General features: G+C 70.5%; 17 protein-coding genes. 6 read left to right on the forward strand and 11 right to left on the reverse strand.

The window, feature by feature from the left end; genetic code table 11:
* Positions 1-12 precede the first annotated feature (12 nt).
* Positions 13-303, reverse strand: coding sequence for a DUF4287 domain-containing protein (locus CQ047_RS03030; protein ID WP_105672811.1), 291 nt, complete (start codon positions 301-303; stop codon positions 13-15).
* Positions 304-318: 15 nt separating this feature from the next.
* The gene (locus CQ047_RS03035; RefSeq protein WP_105672812.1) at positions 319-681 is read right to left on the reverse strand and encodes a cupin domain-containing protein; all 363 of its coding nucleotides are present in this window, start codon (positions 679-681) and stop codon (positions 319-321) included.
* A gap of 45 nt (positions 682-726) precedes the next feature.
* Between CQ047_RS03035 and CQ047_RS03040 the strand changes: the two genes are divergently transcribed.
* Positions 727-1,752, forward strand: coding sequence for a DUF5937 family protein (locus tag CQ047_RS03040; RefSeq protein WP_105672813.1), 1,026 nt, complete (start codon positions 727-729; stop codon positions 1,750-1,752).
* 15 nt (positions 1,753-1,767) lie between these two features.
* On the opposite strand, the gene CQ047_RS03045 is transcribed toward CQ047_RS03040, so the two are convergent.
* Positions 1,768-2,226: an Lrp/AsnC family transcriptional regulator gene (locus tag CQ047_RS03045; RefSeq protein WP_105672814.1), complete on the reverse strand. Its 459-nt coding sequence runs from the start codon at positions 2,224-2,226 to the stop codon at positions 1,768-1,770.
* Positions 2,227-2,298: 72 nt separating this feature from the next.
* Between CQ047_RS03045 and CQ047_RS03050 the strand changes: the two genes are divergently transcribed.
* Both CQ047_RS03050 and CQ047_RS03055 read left to right on the forward strand, forming a co-directional pair.
* Positions 2,299-3,738, forward strand: a complete 1,440-nt coding sequence (locus CQ047_RS03050) for a DUF6421 family protein (RefSeq protein ID WP_105672815.1) — start codon at positions 2,299-2,301, stop codon at positions 3,736-3,738.
* A 111-nt stretch (positions 3,739-3,849) separates the two neighbouring features.
* Positions 3,850-4,491: an SDR family oxidoreductase gene (locus CQ047_RS03055; protein WP_105672816.1), complete on the forward strand. Its 642-nt coding sequence runs from the start codon at positions 3,850-3,852 to the stop codon at positions 4,489-4,491.
* Between the two features lie 44 nt (positions 4,492-4,535).
* On the opposite strand, the gene CQ047_RS03060 is transcribed toward CQ047_RS03055, so the two are convergent.
* Complete coding sequence (locus CQ047_RS03060; RefSeq protein ID WP_223585927.1) at positions 4,536-5,147, reverse strand: GNAT family N-acetyltransferase; 612 nt, start codon at positions 5,145-5,147, stop codon at positions 4,536-4,538.
* The gene (locus CQ047_RS03065; RefSeq protein ID WP_105672817.1) at positions 5,144-6,661 is read right to left on the reverse strand and encodes an MFS transporter; all 1,518 of its coding nucleotides are present in this window, start codon (positions 6,659-6,661) and stop codon (positions 5,144-5,146) included. Before CQ047_RS03065 ends, CQ047_RS03060 begins: the two co-directional genes overlap by 4 nt.
* A 72-nt stretch (positions 6,662-6,733) precedes the next feature.
* Between CQ047_RS03065 and CQ047_RS03070 the strand changes: the two genes are divergently transcribed.
* The gene (locus CQ047_RS03070; protein ID WP_105672818.1) at positions 6,734-7,801 is read left to right on the forward strand and encodes a low specificity L-threonine aldolase; all 1,068 of its coding nucleotides are present in this window, start codon (positions 6,734-6,736) and stop codon (positions 7,799-7,801) included.
* Between the two features lie 141 nt (positions 7,802-7,942).
* Here CQ047_RS03070 and CQ047_RS03075 read toward each other — a convergent pair whose 3' ends face one another.
* Entirely contained in the window at positions 7,943-8,545 is a 603-nt protein-coding gene (locus CQ047_RS03075) for an NUDIX hydrolase family protein (protein ID WP_105672819.1), read from the reverse strand.
* 93 nt (positions 8,546-8,638) lie between these two features.
* Here CQ047_RS03075 and CQ047_RS03080 point away from each other — a divergent pair, with 93 nt between their 5' ends.
* On the forward strand, positions 8,639-9,220 hold the full coding sequence (locus CQ047_RS03080; RefSeq protein ID WP_105672820.1) for an alpha/beta hydrolase: 582 nt from the start codon (positions 8,639-8,641) through the stop codon (positions 9,218-9,220).
* 7 nt (positions 9,221-9,227) lie between these two features.
* On the opposite strand, the gene CQ047_RS03085 is transcribed toward CQ047_RS03080, so the two are convergent.
* A complete protein-coding gene (locus CQ047_RS03085; protein WP_105672821.1) occupies positions 9,228-9,593 on the reverse strand; it encodes a hypothetical protein in 366 nt (121 codons plus the stop codon).
* Positions 9,594-9,880: 287 nt separating this feature from the next.
* On the opposite strand from CQ047_RS03085, the gene CQ047_RS03090 reads away from it, so the two are divergent.
* Complete coding sequence (locus CQ047_RS03090) at positions 9,881-11,560, forward strand: ABC-F family ATP-binding cassette domain-containing protein (protein ID WP_105672822.1); 1,680 nt, start codon at positions 9,881-9,883, stop codon at positions 11,558-11,560.
* 271 nt (positions 11,561-11,831) lie between these two features.
* Here CQ047_RS03090 and CQ047_RS03095 read toward each other — a convergent pair whose 3' ends face one another.
* The 4 genes from CQ047_RS03095 to CQ047_RS03110 form a co-directional block, all read right to left on the reverse strand.
* A complete protein-coding gene (locus tag CQ047_RS03095) occupies positions 11,832-12,491 on the reverse strand; it encodes a response regulator transcription factor (RefSeq protein ID WP_105672823.1) in 660 nt (219 codons plus the stop codon).
* A complete protein-coding gene (locus tag CQ047_RS03100) occupies positions 12,488-13,759 on the reverse strand; it encodes a sensor histidine kinase (RefSeq protein WP_105672824.1) in 1,272 nt (423 codons plus the stop codon). Before CQ047_RS03100 ends, CQ047_RS03095 begins: the two co-directional genes overlap by 4 nt.
* Before the next feature lie 25 nt (positions 13,760-13,784).
* Positions 13,785-14,534: a DUF998 domain-containing protein gene (locus CQ047_RS03105; RefSeq protein WP_146114260.1), complete on the reverse strand. Its 750-nt coding sequence runs from the start codon at positions 14,532-14,534 to the stop codon at positions 13,785-13,787.
* A gap of 100 nt (positions 14,535-14,634) precedes the next feature.
* Positions 14,635-15,930, reverse strand: a complete 1,296-nt coding sequence (locus CQ047_RS03110; RefSeq protein ID WP_105672825.1) for a PA2928 family protein — start codon at positions 15,928-15,930, stop codon at positions 14,635-14,637.
* Between the last annotated feature and the right edge of the window lie 70 nt (positions 15,931-16,000).

Below are 16,000 nucleotides of genomic sequence, written 5' to 3' on the forward strand. Positions count from 1 at the left end.
CTTGCAGAGGGATCAGAGTGCGGGCTTGCTGTCTTTGCCGTCGAGCCACAGCGTGTCCGACGCATCGCCGTGGGCCCCGCCCTTGCCGACGTGCTTGTCGCTGATCTGCGGCCCCTTGGTGATGACGTGCACGAGGGCCATCGCGTGCCCCTGGCCGAGCTGATACTCCTCCTTCAGCCAGGCGACGATCGGGGTGGCCTTGGTCTCGGGGCCGAATCCCTTCTCCGTGGCCAGTTCGATGAACTGCCGGGGGGTGAGGCCGGTCTTGGTCTCGATGTTGTCGAGGTATGCCTGGAACGACATGTGCTCTCCTGTGTGTCAGTCCTCGTCGAGGAACGTCTGGATGATGGTGGCCGAGGCGTGGATGCCGATGATGCGCAGCACTCCTTCGCCGACGTTGGTGAAGCGGTGCGGGACGAACGCGGGCCCGGTGGCCGTGTCTCCCGCCACCGCCAGCAGCGTCTCGTCGCCGACGGTGATCTGCGCGGTGCCCTCGAGCACCACCCAGGTCTCAGGGTAGGGGTGCCAGTGCAGCCCCGGCCCCTGCCCTGGCTGATTCTCCACGTAGAAGTACGAGACGGCCGCGCCGTGCTCGCCGCCCTCGAAGCGACGGCTGCGACCTGTGCCGATGCGGATGTCCGCCGCGGCGACGATTCCTGCGGACGTCGGTGCGCTGTTCATGGGTCCAGTCTCGACACCCCCACCGACACGGCCTAGAGTTTCGATGTGGATCGAAACTCTGCTCCGATCGAAGGCGTCGAGCATCCGGACCACCGGGTGGAGTTCCACCTGAGCCCCGGCGACATCCAGGCCGTGCGCTTCGGGATCTCCCCCGGGCACGAGCTGGCCCACGCCGTGCGCGTGCTGCTGCGTCCGGCGCAGCATCCGCTGCAGTGGGGATGGCTCCGAGCGGTGCGCGAGCGCCTCCCCCGCCGGAGCTTCGAGCTGCTCGCCGTCGTCATCGGCGAGGACGGCTACCTCCCCGACTTCCTCACGACGACCGCGGCGTGGGATCTGACGCCCGATGCCGAGCGGGACGCGCTGCGGCGGACGCCCCTCGACGGCATGCGCGTGGACTTCGGCAAGATGGTCGACCGGTCGACGGGGGCGCGTCAGCGAGCGCTCAGAGACATGCAGGAGCGTCCAGCGCGTGCGCGGGAGATGATCGCCGACGCCTGGCCGGAGGTGTGGGATGCCGTGCTCGCGCCGGTGTGGCCCCAGCTGGAGCGGCTGCTGCGCGCCGACATCGCGGTGCGCTCACGGACCATCGCATCGTCGGGAATCGCCGCCATGGCCGAGGATCTGCACCCGCGGGTGAGCTGGGGAGAAGGGGCCGTGCGCGTGCAGCTGCGACGGCACAGCGAACACGTCGACTGCCGCGGAGGCGGACTCGTGCTCGTGCCATCGGTGATGTCGTCGTGGGGCTGCATGGTGCTCACCGAACCGCCGGCCCAGCCGACCCTCTACTACCCCGCGCGCGGCGTCACCGCGGGCTGGGCGCGCGACGCGGCCGAGATGGCCGACGCGCTCGGCGCCCTGCTGGGTCCTGCGCGCGCCGACATCCTGCTCCACGCGGGAGTCGCGCGCACCACCTCGCAGGTGGCGAGGGATGCCGGCATCGCGGTGTCGACGGCATCCCATCACCTCACCGTCCTCCGCGGCGCCGGGCTCATCGGCAGCGAGCGCGAGGGCAACCGGATGCTGCATCTGCGGACGCCCCTCGGGGAGGCGATGATCGGCGCGGCGATCTGATCCGCGGCGACCAGGTCAGTCCGCGGAGCCGACGGGGATGATCGGCCGGTGCTCGTAGTAGGTCTGCAGCACGACCGTGGTGCGCGTGCTCACGTTCGCGGCGAGGCGGATGTCGCGGACCAGTCCTTCCAGGGCCCGGGGGGAGGCCACCCGGACGAACAGCATGTAGCTCGCGTCTCCGGCGATGGAGTGGCAGGCCTCGATCGCGTCGAGGTGCTCCAGCAGCTCGGGGGCGTTGTCGGGCTGCGCGGGGTCGAGCGGGGTGATCTCGATGAAGGCCGAGAGCGGCGTGCCCGCCTGCTCCGGGTCGAGGATCGCGCGGTAGCCGGTGATGACGCCACGCGTCTCGAGGCGCTTCAGGCGCGACTGCACGGCCGACACCGAGAGGCCCACGGCATCCGACAACTGGGAGAGCGTGGCGCGGCCGTCTCGAGAGACCTCGGCGAGGATCGCGCGGTCGACAGAGTCATCCATGGATGTAAGATTATCGTCAGGATTCCGTATACGCCGGAATCTTTCCGCCACATTCTCCGATCGGAGGTCCCGATGTCCATCATTTCCGCCACCAGCTCCGCTGCACAGGCCATCGTCGGCGAACCCGAGGTCGTCGAGGATGCCGCGATCGCCGAGCAGAGCGCCGCCTGGGCGCAGCTCAAGGACGCCGCGATCGCCATCCGCGAGCTCCAGATCAAGGACGGCTCCATTCCGGATGCCGCGCACCACGGCGTCGCACGCGAACTCGTCGCCGCGATCACCGCCGGCATCCGTGCCCTGGCTCCCGCCTTCCCGCACGACGCCGACTACTTCGCCGCCTCGATCGTCGACTTCGACCGCTGGGCTTCCGAGGACTTCGGCGTGCCGGACTTCCTCGACTCGCTCGTGGCCTTCCAGCCGCAGCAGCACCGCGTCGACGGCATCCGCCACCTCGTGATCTTCCCGATGTACACGCAGAACGGGTCGAGCGACCGCCTCGTCGAGGCGCTCATCGTCGAGACGATCTGGCCGGAGTTCATCGCGGCGCTCGAAGCGGGCGACTACGGCAACAAGCTGTTCGTCTCGCTGCGTCTCGTCGACTTCACGCCCGGCTACGACACGAACTCGGCCGTGCTGTTCCCCGAGACCGTCGCGATGCGCGAGATCCCCTCCTTCACGTGGGGTGCGATCTTCCAGGACCGCGAGGCCGCCCGCTACCGCCGGGTCACCCGCGCCGCCTCCGAGATCACCAACCTCGACCTGCCGGAGCGCGCTGCGGCGATGCTCGACGACCAGGCGCTGACCGAGCGCGCGTTCGTGATGTGGGACATCATCCACGACCGCACGCACATGCGCGGCGACCTTCCGTTCGATCCGTTCATGATCAAGCAGCGGATGCCGTTCTTCCTCTACTCGCTGGAGGAGATGCGGTGCGACATGACCGCGTTCCGCGAGTCGGTGAAGATCGAGCGCGCCCTCGCGGCCCGTATCGCCGCCGGCGAGGAGCTGACCGAGGCCGAGCGGGAGATGCACGATCACGCCGGGCTCGTGCAGTACGCCGTGATCTTCGACCGGATCTTCCGCTTCGCGATCACCGGCAACCGCACGCGCAACTACGACGCGGTCGGCGGCCAGCTGCTGTTCGCGTGGCTGCACCAGCGCGGCGTGCTGCACTGGACGGACACCGCTCTCGCGTTCGACTGGGACAACGTCCCCGACGCCGTGGTCGCGCTGGGCGATGCGATCGACGACCTGTACTGGCACTCGATCGACCGCCCGAAGGTCGCGCACTGGCTGGCCGCGTACGAGCTCGTCCGGGGCACGCTCACGCCGCACCCGGCGTCGCAGTGGGCCCGTGGGCTCTCCGACGAGATCCTCGCCGGCGCCCCCAAGGGCTACACGGATGCCGTGATGGACGACGAGTTCCCGCTGTCGATGTTCTTCGAGACCCTCGACAAGAAGATGAAGCCGGTCATCGAGTCGACCGTCGGCATCCGCAGCACCGACGACTGATCACACGCGCCTTTCTCGGACGCCCTCCCGTTTCTCGGATGATTCGGGGAGGATCGTCCGAGAAGGGCGCGTTCGTCCGAGAATCGGATGCCGTCGAAAGGGGAACCCGTCATGAGCGTCAGCGGTCGCACCATCGTCCTCGCCGGAGCCACCAGCGACGCGGGGCTCGTCGTCGCGCGCGCACTCCTGACGGCGGGAGTTCGGGTCGTCGCCACCGGGCGCTCGGCGTCGCGGTTGGCGCCGCTCGCCGATGCCGGCGCCGAGGTCGAGATCGCCGATGCGACCTCCCTGGAGGAGATGACCTCGCTGGCCGCACGCCTCGACGTCGTCGACGGGGTGCTCCCGCTGGTCGGCGGATGGCGCGGCGGCGGCGGGCTCGCAGGACAGTCCGATGAGGACTTCGACGCCCTTCTCCCCGCCCTGCTCGCGGTGCGGGCCACGAGCCGCGCCTTCGATGCCGCGCTGCGCACCTCGGATGCCGGACGCTTCGCCGTCGTCTCGTCGACGGCCGTCGCCAGGCCGCTCGCCGGAGGGGCGAACTACGCGGCCGTGAAGGCGGCGAGTGAAGCGTGGGCGCGGGCGGTCGCGCAGGGCTTCGCGAAGGCGGCTCGCGACGCCGAAGAGCCGCTGCGTGCGGCATCCGTCGTGTTCCGCGCCAAGGCGCTCGACCCTGCCGCTCTCGCAACCGCCGTCCTCGCACTGTGGGATGCGGATGCCGCAGAGCTCAACGACCGCGTGATCGACCTCGCCTGACGGCGGCTGCGGACGCGGGCGCTCGGCGGGTGGAATCCGGCCGCTCAGAGATCGAGCCGCATCACGACGCGTCGGGTCGTCGGGTGGCTGACCTCGGTGAATCCGGCCGCGGCGAATGGGCCGACCGCGCCGACGTTCATCTCGCCCCACGAGACCGTGGAGCCTCCTGTGAGCAGGGGGTATCCCTCGATCGCCGTGGCGCCCTGCGCGCGGGCGTGGTCGACCGCCGCGACCACCATGGGGTACGTGAGACCCCGGCGGCGGAAGCCCGGTCGCACGATGAGGCACGCGATCGCCCAGACGCCGTCGTCGTTCTTGTCCTCGTCGCGGCCCTTCCACGGCACCGACGATCCACGGAGTCGCCCGTAGACGCTGCGCCGATCGACCGCGCACCAGCCGACCGCCTCGTCGCCGAGGTAGGCGACGAGGCCGATCGTCTCCGCCGCACGCGGATCCCCGCAGTGCGTCTCGCTCCTCAGCAGATCGCGCCGCTCCTCCACGGGCATGTTCCACCAGTCGCCGTCACCGAGGCGTTGCCGTTCGCACTGGCACCGCGCCGCCGACCCCGTGAGGATCGACTGCAGGTCATCCCACCCGGCCTGATTCGCCGGGACGATCCTGATCTCCCCCGGCTCCGCGGCGTGCTGCGGGCTCACCGATCGCGCCCCTCGTCGGCCGCCTCCCTGCCGTCCGCCCCTGCTCGTCCACCGCGAGCTGATACCGGATCGATCAGCGCGGGCCCGGACGAACGGGGAACCCCGCCCGATTCGGCACGCTCCGTCACGTCCGCAGCTGCCGACGAAGCGTCGTCGTCGGCATCCGCCGCACTGTCGCCCTCTCCGCCGGGGATCTCCTGCGCCGGCGCGTTGGCGTACAGCTCGGTCAGCTGCCGGTAGGACTTCGTGAGGAAGGCCAGACCGCCCACGACGACCATGATGAGCCCAGCGAAGAGGCAGATCAGGGCGATGCCGCGGGCCTCGCCCTGCCCGAGCAGCCAGCCCCACTGCGCGTCGCCGGCCGGGGTCTTCATGTACGGGATGATCAGGAACTCGGCGATCGGCGCGATGAGGAAGGCCGTGATCGGGGCGGCGGCCGCCTCCATCGCCGCCGCGACGCCGAACACCCGCCCCTGCCGCTCGAACGGCACGACCTTCTGGATCACGGTCTGCTCCGCGGCCTCGGCCGGCGGCACCATCGCCATGTAGACCCACATGCCCACGACGTACAGCGGCCACCACTCCCGCAGCATGAACACGGCCCCGAGCAGACCCATCGCGATGACGATGAGCAGGAGGGTGCGCATCGGTTTCGGGCCGAGTCCGAACTTCGCGACGAGACCTCCGCCGACCAGGAAGCCCGTCGAGGCGAACGCCAGCGCGAAGCCCCACGTCTGCGCGTCGAACAGGGTGAGTCCGTAGGGATCCATGAGCGCCATGTAGACGCCGCCGATGAGGTTGTTGAACGTCGAGAAGATGATCAGCGCGAACAGGCCGGGGGCGAGCCTGATCGCCTGCACGCTGCCGCGGAAGTCGAGCGCGCTCGACGCGTTCGGGTCGGGCTCCGGTGTGCCCTCGGGGATGCGGATGAACATCAGGTGCACGAAGGTCAGCGCCATCGCGGCGATCGCGATCACCAGGGTCCAGCCCATGCCGAGGAAGCCGATAGAGAGCCCGGAGAAGACGCTGGTGACGAGGAAGGCCAGGCCCTGCACGGTGCCGACGAGGCCGTTCGCGTTGGCGCGCTTGTCTTCGTCGACCAGCAGGGTGACGGTCGTCGACAGGGCGATGTTGCGGAGCTGCTCGATGACCCCGCCGAAGAGGATCACCAGCGAGAACGCCCAGAACCACGGACCGCCGAGGTCGAGCAGCGCCGATTCGCCCTGCCAGACGTAGAGGATGCCGGCGACCAGGAAGGCCGCGGCCGAGACGACGCTCGACAACAGCATCACGGTGTGCTTGCGGTGACGATCGACGATCGTGCCGAAGATCATCGCGAAGAAGGCGATGAAGAGCATGTAGGCGCCGCCGATGATGCCGGTGGCGAGCACGGACTGCGTCTCGATGTACACCCAGAACGTCAGCGCGAACCAGAGGAAGCTCGTCGTCACGTTGGCGATCAGCGTGTTGACGAGGACGTTCGCGAAGGCCGTCTTCGCCGCGGTTCTCTGCATGCTAAGAGGGTAGGCGGGGGTACGGACATCCGGTAGGCCTGTCGCGCTCCCCCACGCAAATAGACTGGGTCGGTGAGCATTCAGCATGACCCCGCGATCCGGGGATTCGCCAGCGACAACTACTCCGGCATCCACCCCGATGTCCTCGCCGCCATCGCCGCGGCCAACGGCGGCCACCAGGTGGCCTACGGCGAAGACGCCTACACGGCGCGCCTGCAGGAGGTCTTCCGGTCGCACTTCGGCGAGGGCGTGCAGGCGTTCCCGGTGTTCAACGGCACCGGAGCCAACGTCACCGGCCTGCAGTCGATGCTGCCGCGCTGGGGCGCCGTGATCGCGGCATCCACCGCCCACATCAACGTCGACGAGGGCGGTGCCCCCGAGAAGATCGGCGGCTTCAAGCTGCTCACCATCCCGACCGACGACGGCAAGCTCACCCCCGAGCTCGTCGACCGCGAGGCCTGGGGCTGGGGCGACGAGCATCGCGCGCAGCCGCTCGTGGTCTCGATCACCCAGTCCACCGAGCTCGGCACGCTCTACACGGCCGAGGAGATCAAGGCCCTCGCCGATCACGCGCACGAGCGCGGCATGAAGCTGCACGTCGACGGCGCGCGCATCTCGAACGCGGCCGCGGCGCTCGACCTGCCGCTGCGGGCCTTCACGCGCGACGTCGGCGTCGACGTGCTCAGCTTCGGCGGCACGAAGAACGGCGCGATGCTGGGCGAGGCGATCGTGGTGCTGAACCCCGAGGCGTCCGACGGTCTGAGCTACTCGCGCAAGTTCAACATGCAGCTCTCCTCGAAGATGCGCTTCGTCTCGGCTCAGCTCATCGCGCTGCTCGAGGGCGACCTGTGGCTGCGCAACGCACAGCACGCGAACGCCATGGCCCAGCGCCTCCGCGGGGCGATCGACGCCGGCATCGCCGACGGCTCGATCACCGGTGTCTCGTTCACGCAGCCGACCCAGTCGAACGGCGTCTTCGCGACGCTGCCCGACGGCGTCGCCGACGCACTGCGCGAGTCGTTCCGCTTCTACGACTGGGATGCCGCACGCAACGAGGTCCGCTGGATGTGCGGTTTCGACACGCACGAAGACGACGTCGACGCCTTCGTCGCGGAGCTCGCGCGCCTGACGCAGGCCTGACGCACCGCCACCCGCTCACTCGCCGCGGCGCATCCTGCCGCCGAGCGCACACGAATTCGCCGACTGCACGGCTTGTTCACGCATTCTTCCCGTGCACTCGGCGACTTCCCGTGCACTCGACGGAGCGCGCGCGAACGCGAGCTACCGGAGCAGGCCGAGGTTCGCCAGAGCCTGCCGGATGAGCGTGCCACGGCCGCCCTCCATCTCGGCGGCGACGGCGTCTGAGCCCGCCTCCTCGGGAGTGAACCAGGTCACCTCCAGCGCGTCCTGACGGGGCTCGCAGGTGCCGGTCACCGGCACCACGAACGCGAGCGACACCGCGTGCTGACGGTCGTCGTGATAGGCGCTCACGCCCGGGATCGGGAAGTACTCGGCCACCGTGAACGGCAGCGGCTGCGGCGGCAGCAGCGGGAAGGCCATCGGCCCGAGGTCGTTCTCGACGTGCCGGAACAGCGCGTCGCGGATCGTCTCGCCGAAGCGCACCCGGCCCGACACGATCGTGCGGGTCATCTCACCCAGAGGCGTGGATCGCAGCAGGATGCCGATCTCGGTCACCACCCCCGAGCCGTCGGTGCGCACGGGGATCGCCTCCACGTAGAGCATCGGCATGCGACGACGAGCCTCTTCGAGCTCGACGTCTGTCAGCCAGCCGGGATTCGCCCCCGACGCCGGCGCGGCGCCGTCGAAGGAGCCGAGCCCCGAGTCTTCGGGTTCCGGATCGGGATCAGGTGTGCGAACCGCCATGTGTCCTTTCTACCAGGCAGGATAGGAGCGTGACCGAGAAACCTGACGATCGACGACGCCGCGACCCGGTGGTCCGCCGGCGACCGGGAGGGGATGCCGCTGCTGGTGCTGCTCCACGGCTACGGCGCCGACGAGCACGACCTGTTCGGTCTGGTGCCGTATCTGCCCGAGGGCATCGCCGTGGCATCCGTCGCCGCTCCCCTGACCCCGCCGTGGCCGATGCCCGGCCGGTCCTGGTACCCGATCGACGGCCTCGACGGACGCGATGCCTCCCACGTCACAGCTGCGGCGGAGGCCTTCCTCCGCTGGCTCGACGCCGCGGCATCCGATGCTCCGAAGGTCGCGCTGCTCGGGTTCTCGCAGGGCGCGGCGGTCTCTCTGCAGGCCATGCGGCTCGCGCCGGAGCGCTTCGGCGCTGTCGTGGCGTTGAGCGGATACGCGACCCCCGGGGACGTCGCAGGCGACGAGGAGCTCGCCGAGCTGCGCCCGCCGGTGTTCTGGGGGCGCGGGACGCATGACGACGTCATCCCGGCGCATCTCGTCGCGCACACCGCCGAGTGGCTGCCCGGCCACTCCGACCTCTCCGGCCGCGTCTACACGGGACTCACCCACAGCATCTCCGAGGAGGAGCTCGGCGACGTGCGCCACTTCATCGCGAAGTGGCTCGAGGGCTGACCGCCGACTAGGAGCGCGGGCCCGGTCGATCCGCGTCAGGCTCGCCGTCGGCCACGGCACCAGCGCCGGCTCCACTCTCGGCGCCGGCCCCACTCCCCGCTCCGGCCCCGCTCTCGGAGTCATCCTCGGCATCCGTGTCGGAGGACTCACGCGCCGCCTGCGCCGCCGCCCACTCCTGCTTCCGGAGTTTCGATCCGGCGCTGATGAAGCACATCATGACGAGGGTTCCGATCCCGACGCCGATCCCCATGCCGAGCGCCAGGTTCTGGAAACCCGTGCCGAGAGAGACGCCGACGCCGATTCCGATCGCGAGTCCGGCCCCCATGCCGACGCGCTGCATCATCTCGCCGGGACTCATGCTCTCGTCTGCCATTCCTCCACGCTACGAGTCCGGAGGCCCTGCGGCATCCCCCGCGCGGTGGACATCCCGGCGCGACACGCCCGGGTTGCGCGCACCGCGGAGGCGGGGGTATCGTCGTGGAGTCCTGTCCGCCGTGTCTGGAAGTCCTTTGATCTGATCCGTCGCCTCCGCGCTCTTCTTTCCGCGCGCTGACCCGACGACGGCTGATCCACGGCCCATCTCCCTCCTTGCGAGGTCGTCTTCCGACGACTCCCCGAGGGCTCGGTGTCAGTGCACCCTCGCACTCGACAGGAGACACCATGTCAACCCCCACCCTTCATGCATCGGTCACCCTCGACCGCCTCACCTTCACCTGGCCAGACGGGCAGACGGCGCTCGACGCCGTGTCCGGCGCCTTCGGATCGGCCCGCACCGGACTGGTCGGACGCAACGGCGCCGGCAAGTCCACGCTGCTGCGCCTGATGGCCGGAGAACTGGCGCCCACCTCGGGTGTCGTCTCGGCCACCGGAGAGGTCGCCTACCTCCCGCAGCAGCTGACCCTCGACGTCGACCGGCGCGTCGCCGAACTGCTCGGCGTGGCCGAGGCGCTCGACGCCGTCCGCGCGATCGGCGCCGGCGACGTCGACCCGGCGCACTTCGACGCGGTCGGCGACGACTGGGACATCGAGGCCAGGGCGGAGGCATCCCTCGCCGAGGCCGGCCTCTCGCCCGACTTCCTCGACCGCCGCGTCGGAGAGCTGTCGGGCGGCGAGGCCGTGCTGGTCGCGATCGCCGGCATCCGCCTGCGGCGAGCGCCGATCACGCTCCTCGACGAGCCCACGAACAACCTCGACCGCGACGCCCGCGCGAAGCTGGCGGCGATGGTGAGGTCGTGGAAGGGCACGCTCATCGTGGTCAGCCACGACATCTCACTGCTGGAGCTGATGGACGACACCGCCGAGCTGTACGCGCAGACGCTGAGCGTGTTCGGCGGACCGTACTCCGCGTGGCGCGCCTGGCTGGACGCCGAGCAGGATGCTGCGAAGCAGGCGGAGGTGACGGCCAAGCAGGTGCTCCGCAAGGAGAAGCGCCAGCGGATCGAGGCCGAGTCCAAGCTCGCGACGCGCGCGAAGATGGCGAACAAGGCCGAGGTCGAGAAGCGCGTGCCGAAGATCGTCGCGCACGGCAGGAAGATGGCCGCGGAGGTCTCGGCGGGAAAGCTGCGCACCGAGGTCGGAGCGAAGGAGGATGCCGCGCGCGCCTCCCTCGACGAGGCGGGGCGCCGCGTGCGTTCGGACTCGTCGATGAAGATCGAGCTGCCCGACCCCGAGGTCTCGCGGGCGCGCCGGATCGCCGAGATCGGCGACGGCGAGCGCTCGTGGATCCTGCAGGGTCCGGAGCGCGTCGCGCTGATCGGGCGCAACGGAGCGGGCAAGACCACGCTGCTGGAGCGGCTGGTCGAGAGCGGGCGCCAGAACTCCGGAGATTCCCCGGGATACGAGCCGACCGGAGCGGTTCCGGCGGATTCCACCCCGGATCTCCGGAGTTCCGGCGGCCTGGACCTCGAGGCCACGGCCCACACCGACCGGATCGGCTACCTGCCGCAGCGCGTGGACGGACTCGACGAGACCCGTTCGGTCTTCGAGAACATCGCGGATGCCGCACCCCAGGTGCCCGAAAAGGAGCTGCGCAACCGGCTCGCCCGGTTCCTCATCCGCGGAGCCACGGCGGAGCGCCCTGTCGCCGCGCTGTCGGGAGGCGAGCGCTTCCGCGTGGCGCTGGCCGCGCTGTTGCTCACCGACCCCGCACCTCAGCTCGTGGTGCTGGACGAGCCGACGAACAACCTCGACCTCGACACGGTCGACCAGCTCGTCGAGGCGCTGCGCGCGTACCGCGGCGCCGTGCTCATCGTCAGCCACGACGACGCGTTCCTCGCCCGGCTCGATCTCGATCTCACGCTCGAGATCGATGCGGAAGGGATGCTGCGCGAGGTCGGCTGACCCGCGCGACGCGGCCGGTCCGGGGGCATCGCCTCCCTGGCCGGCCGCACCGTCGCATCAACCGGACCCTCAGCCGCACCATCCCGCTCACGCCGCACCAGACCGGCCTCGTCGTCAGACCGGTCACGCCGCCACATCAGCCGCACCATCCCGCTCACGCCGCCACATCATCCGGCCCCTCAGCCGCACCATCCCGCTCACGCCGCCACACCAGCCCCGCCTCGTCGTCAGACCAGCCCCGCCGCGTCGTCAGACCAGCCCCGCCGCGTCGTCAGACCAGACCGGCCTCGTAGGCCATGATCACGGCCTGCACGCGGTCGCGGAGATCGAGCTTCTGCAGGACCCTGCCGACGTGCGTCTTGACCGTCGACTCCGTGACGAACAGCCGCTCGCCGATCTCCGCGTTGTTGAGCCCCTTCGCGATGGCGAGGAACACCTCCCGCTCGCGCTCCGTGAGAGCGCCGACGCGCTGATCGATGTCGCCGGCCTGCCGCGGCAGCCGTGTCGCGAACAGGTCCAGCATCGCCCTCGTCACGCGGGGGGAGACGAGGGCGTCGCCGGCGGCGATCGAGCGGATCGCCGCCGTCAGCGTCGCCGGGGGCGTGTTCTTCAGCAGGAATCCACTGGCCCCCGCGCGCAGACTGCCGAACGCGTACTCGTCGAGGTCGAAGGTCGTGAGCACGAGGACCCTGGTCGACGGCGCGCTCCTGACGATGCGCCTGGTCGCCTCGATGCCGTCCATCTCCGGCATCCTGATGTCCATGAGGACCACATCGGGGGCGAGCTGCTCCGCCTGATGCACGGCGTCCGTCCCCGACACCGCCTCGCCGATGACGTCCAGATCGTCCTCGGCGTCGAGGACCATCCTCATGCCGCGTCTGATCAGCTCGTGATCGTCGACGATCAGCACCCGTATCCGTTCGCCGCTCATCGCTGCGCCTCCTGTTCCGGCATCTCCACGTGCACGCGCCACCCTCCGCCCTCGATCGGACCGGCATCCGCTGTTCCCCCGTAGAGGCGGACCCGCTCTCGGATGCCGACGAGCCCGCGCCCGGAGCCGACCGACTCCGCCGGGGGTCCCGCCCGCCCGTCGTCCATGACGTCGACGACGACCGCACCCTCCCTGAAGTCGAGGGTCACAGTCACCGTACGGGGCTCGGCGGCGTAGCGGAGGACGTTCGTGAGCGCCTCCTGGACGATCCGGAACACCGCGTTCTGGAGCGCAGGGGATGCCGGCGGCTCGCCGTGCGTGCGCGTCACGACGGGCAGTCCGGCGGTGCGGAAGGTCTCGATCAGCGCGGCGAGGTCGCCGACGCCCGGGTTGGGCTGCAGCGGCGACCGCTCCTCGCCCTCGGGGCCCTCGTCGCCCAGCGCGCCGAGCAGCTGTCGCATCTCGAGGAGGGACTGCCGCCCCACCGCGCCGATCTCCTGCACGGCGCTCCGCGCGCGGGTCGGGTCCTTCTCCGCCAGCGCGGCGGCGCCGTCGGCGAGCGAGACCATGACCGACACGCTGTGGGCCACGACGTCGTGGATCTCCCTCGTGATCCTCGCGCGCTCGGCCAGGGTCGCCAGCCGCGCCTGCTGATCCCGCTCCCGCGCCAGCTGGTTGGCACGGTCGAGGATCGCCCCGATGTAGCGGCGCCGGTCGCCCACCGTCACCCCGAGCAGCGCGGAGACGAGCAGCACGACGAGGAGGAGCAGCCCGGTCGGCGCCGAGGAGAGAGGGCTCTCCTGACGCCCCCGGAGCGCGGCATCGATCGCGGGGAAGAGGATGCAGCCGGCGAGCGCCGCGATGCCGAAGCCGATCCATCCGCTGCGGTTGGACCGGTAGACGAACACCGCGTACAGGGCGATGGCGATGCCGAACGGCTCGGCGGGTGCATCCACGACGAGGCACAGGGCCGCGACCGCTCCGAAGACCGCGAACGTGACCCACGGGCGGCGTCTCCGCACGAAGAGGGATGCCGTCGCCACGATGCCGCCGACGAGCGGCACGAGGATCGGGCCGAACGGCGACCACACACCAGAGGAGAGCGGGGTGACGGTCGCCCAGAGCGTGGCGAAGAGGAGGTAGACGCCGGCGAGCACGGCATCGACGAGGAGCGGGTGTCCGCTCCAGAACCGGCGGACGGCGCCGGGCGGCCGTGGCAGCTCGTCCTCGCGGACCGGCGCCTGCGGGGAGACGGGAGACTCGGCCATGGGACGACTCTACGCACCGCGCCCCTCACGCGGATGCCGCGAACGCCTCTGCGCGCGCCGCCCCGAGACGTGCTCCGTCGTGGGCGCCTTTCCCGTCCCGACTCGCAGAGGCCGAGAGGAGGCTCCGCTGCGTGTGCGCCGTCGAGACCCCGAGGATCATGAGCCACCCCATCCCGACCGTGGTCGCGACGAGCTCCAGCATGCTGCCGATGTCGGTGCGGTACTGCAGGAGGGAGAGGATCCCACCCGCCGCGGCGATGAGAGCGGTGGCGATCCCCGACCCCAGCGAGAGCGCGCGCAGCACCGGCCGGCCCTGCACGAACGACGCCTGGAGCATCGCCACCGCGGCCAGGGCGAAGGCGAGCACCGCGACGCTGGTGTGGATCAGGTCCTGCCAGGTGAACGTGGGCCCGACGGGCAGCGGGCATCCCGAGGTGCAGGGCACCTGAGAGGCCACGAGGAACAGCGACGAGGACAGTGCGACGGAGAGCGACGGCGTGCCGATGCTCAGGATCGGAACAGCCGCGCGGAGGCCGCGGGCCGCCCACGCGACGGAGAATCCTCCCGCGACGAGCAGCAGCAGCGCCATCTCGAACCACCCCGCCGTCGGCTCGCCGTCGGCCCCCAGACCGCTCACGTACAGCGTGCGGTCGGTGCTCAGTCGCGCGATCCAGATGATCGTCAGGGCGATGCCGACCAGGACGCTTCCCGTGAGTGCGGCGACGACTCTGAGGGGGACTCCTGGTGCGGTGGGGCTGTGAGGATTCGTGGGCATGAATCGACCGTAGATTTCGGGGTCGACCCGCCGCGTCGCCCCGGAGTGCCCCTTCGTGGACGGTGTCGTACCTGGGTACGACACCGTCCACGAAGCCGCGTCATCCGAACGAGATCACCCACCACGGCACCGACCCGACCTCGATGCGGCGCAGGGATCCGTCGGCGTCGAGCACGCGGAGGGTGTCGGGCTGCCAGGCGTCCGGATCAGCCGCGATGACCGCCGTCGTCCCCGACGGACCGGCGATCGCCCTCATCGCGTCGGCCCCCATCTCGACCGTGTCGACGAGCTCCCCCGTGGCGACGGACACGCTGCTCAGCAGCATCCGCTCGGCGTTGACCGACTCGCGGTGCTGCACGAGCACGTATCCCGAGGCGAACCCCGCGGGCGACGAGAGCGCACCGCCCGCTGATGCCTGCGCGCTCGCGGCCTCGAGCAGAGCCTCGATGTCGTCCTGGTCGATGTCGCTGAAGTCGCCCTCAAGGAACTGCCCGGTCGGGAGCATAACCCCGAGTCGGGTCTGCGCGCCTGTGAGCGGGATGATCTCGGCGTCGACGAGTTCCGTGCGGCGGATGAGTGCACCGTCCGGCGACGTGATCACCAGGGCGTCCCGACTCACGGCCTCGGCCACCGTCTCGATCTCCACGGTCGTGCCGTCCGTCGCCGTCGCCGTGTCGACGAGCCTGGTGAGGGCGGCGGTGTCCAGGAAGGCCGAGGCGCTGAGCGTGCCCTGCCAGCGCCTCGCGACGGATGCCTCCGCCGGGGATGCCGCGAGGGCGCCGACGGGGATCTGCACGACCGCGCCGGTTCCGGTGAGCGCCACGACCGCGTTCGTCTCGACGTCGTAGCCGTACGCGGATGCCGAGAACACCGCATCCGCCCCGATGCCGTCGATGCCGTGCCCCTCGGCGCGGATCGCACCGGTCGCGGCATCCAGGATCACGAGTCCCTCATCGGTGGCGACGTAGACGAGCGACGAGTCGCCGGCGAGCGCCGCGGCCTCGCTGCCGAGTTCCTCGTTCAGGCGCTGGTCCCAGAGCGTCACGCCGTCGGACAGCCGGATCGCCGCCGCGCGGGTCTGGAACATCGGCTCGCCGATACCGGGACGCGAGTCGTCGGCGTAGACGACGAGCGCCACGTCCTGCTCGTCGATGCTGATCGCCGCGGCGCCGGGGAGGATCTCCACCTCGCGCGACGACGGGCTGAACAGCGCCGTCGCGATGAAGATCAGCCCGCCGATGAGCACGGGCGCGAGGAGGAAGCCGAGGAAGCGGAGCCGGAGGCGGCGGCGCACCCGCTTCGGATCGTGGGACCTCGGCGGCGGCACCGCCGAGGAACCCAGCGGGACGACCGTGCTGCCGTTGAGCACATACCCTCGCGACTCGTTCGTGTTCATGCCGTCAGGATGCCCGTCGCCCTCGGTCTCCCGATCACGGGTTTCGACGCGCCGTCGTGTCGGCTCTATA

It is taken from the genome of Microbacterium sp. MYb72 (genome assembly GCF_002979415.1).
GTDB classification, from domain to species: domain Bacteria; phylum Actinomycetota; class Actinomycetes; order Actinomycetales; family Microbacteriaceae; genus Microbacterium; species Microbacterium natoriense.

Excerpts from the sequence above, each read along its gene's own strand:
- CQ047_RS03030 (WP_105672811.1), bottom strand. The coding sequence starts at position 303 with ATGTCGTTCCAGGCATACCTCGACAACATCGAGACCAAGACCGGCCTC.
- CQ047_RS03035 (WP_105672812.1), bottom strand. The coding sequence starts at position 681 with ATGAACAGCGCACCGACGTCCGCAGGAATCGTCGCCGCGGCGGACATC.
- CQ047_RS03045 (WP_105672814.1), bottom strand. The coding sequence starts at position 2,226 with ATGGATGACTCTGTCGACCGCGCGATCCTCGCCGAGGTCTCTCGAGAC.
- CQ047_RS03050 (WP_105672815.1), top strand. The coding sequence starts at position 2,299 with ATGTCCATCATTTCCGCCACCAGCTCCGCTGCACAGGCCATCGTCGGC.
- CQ047_RS03055 (WP_105672816.1), top strand. The coding sequence starts at position 3,850 with ATGAGCGTCAGCGGTCGCACCATCGTCCTCGCCGGAGCCACCAGCGAC.
- CQ047_RS03065 (WP_105672817.1), bottom strand. The coding sequence starts at position 6,661 with ATGCAGAGAACCGCGGCGAAGACGGCCTTCGCGAACGTCCTCGTCAAC.
- CQ047_RS03075 (WP_105672819.1), bottom strand. The coding sequence starts at position 8,545 with ATGGCGGTTCGCACACCTGATCCCGATCCGGAACCCGAAGACTCGGGG.
- CQ047_RS03080 (WP_105672820.1), top strand. The coding sequence starts at position 8,639 with ATGCCGCTGCTGGTGCTGCTCCACGGCTACGGCGCCGACGAGCACGAC.
- CQ047_RS03085 (WP_105672821.1), bottom strand. The coding sequence starts at position 9,593 with ATGGCAGACGAGAGCATGAGTCCCGGCGAGATGATGCAGCGCGTCGGC.
- CQ047_RS03090 (WP_105672822.1), top strand. The coding sequence starts at position 9,881 with ATGTCAACCCCCACCCTTCATGCATCGGTCACCCTCGACCGCCTCACC.
- CQ047_RS03095 (WP_105672823.1), bottom strand. The coding sequence starts at position 12,491 with ATGAGCGGCGAACGGATACGGGTGCTGATCGTCGACGATCACGAGCTG.
- CQ047_RS03100 (WP_105672824.1), bottom strand. The coding sequence starts at position 13,759 with ATGGCCGAGTCTCCCGTCTCCCCGCAGGCGCCGGTCCGCGAGGACGAG.
- CQ047_RS03105 (WP_146114260.1), bottom strand. The coding sequence starts at position 14,534 with ATGCCCACGAATCCTCACAGCCCCACCGCACCAGGAGTCCCCCTCAGA.
- CQ047_RS03110 (WP_105672825.1), bottom strand. The coding sequence starts at position 15,930 with ATGAACACGAACGAGTCGCGAGGGTATGTGCTCAACGGCAGCACGGTC.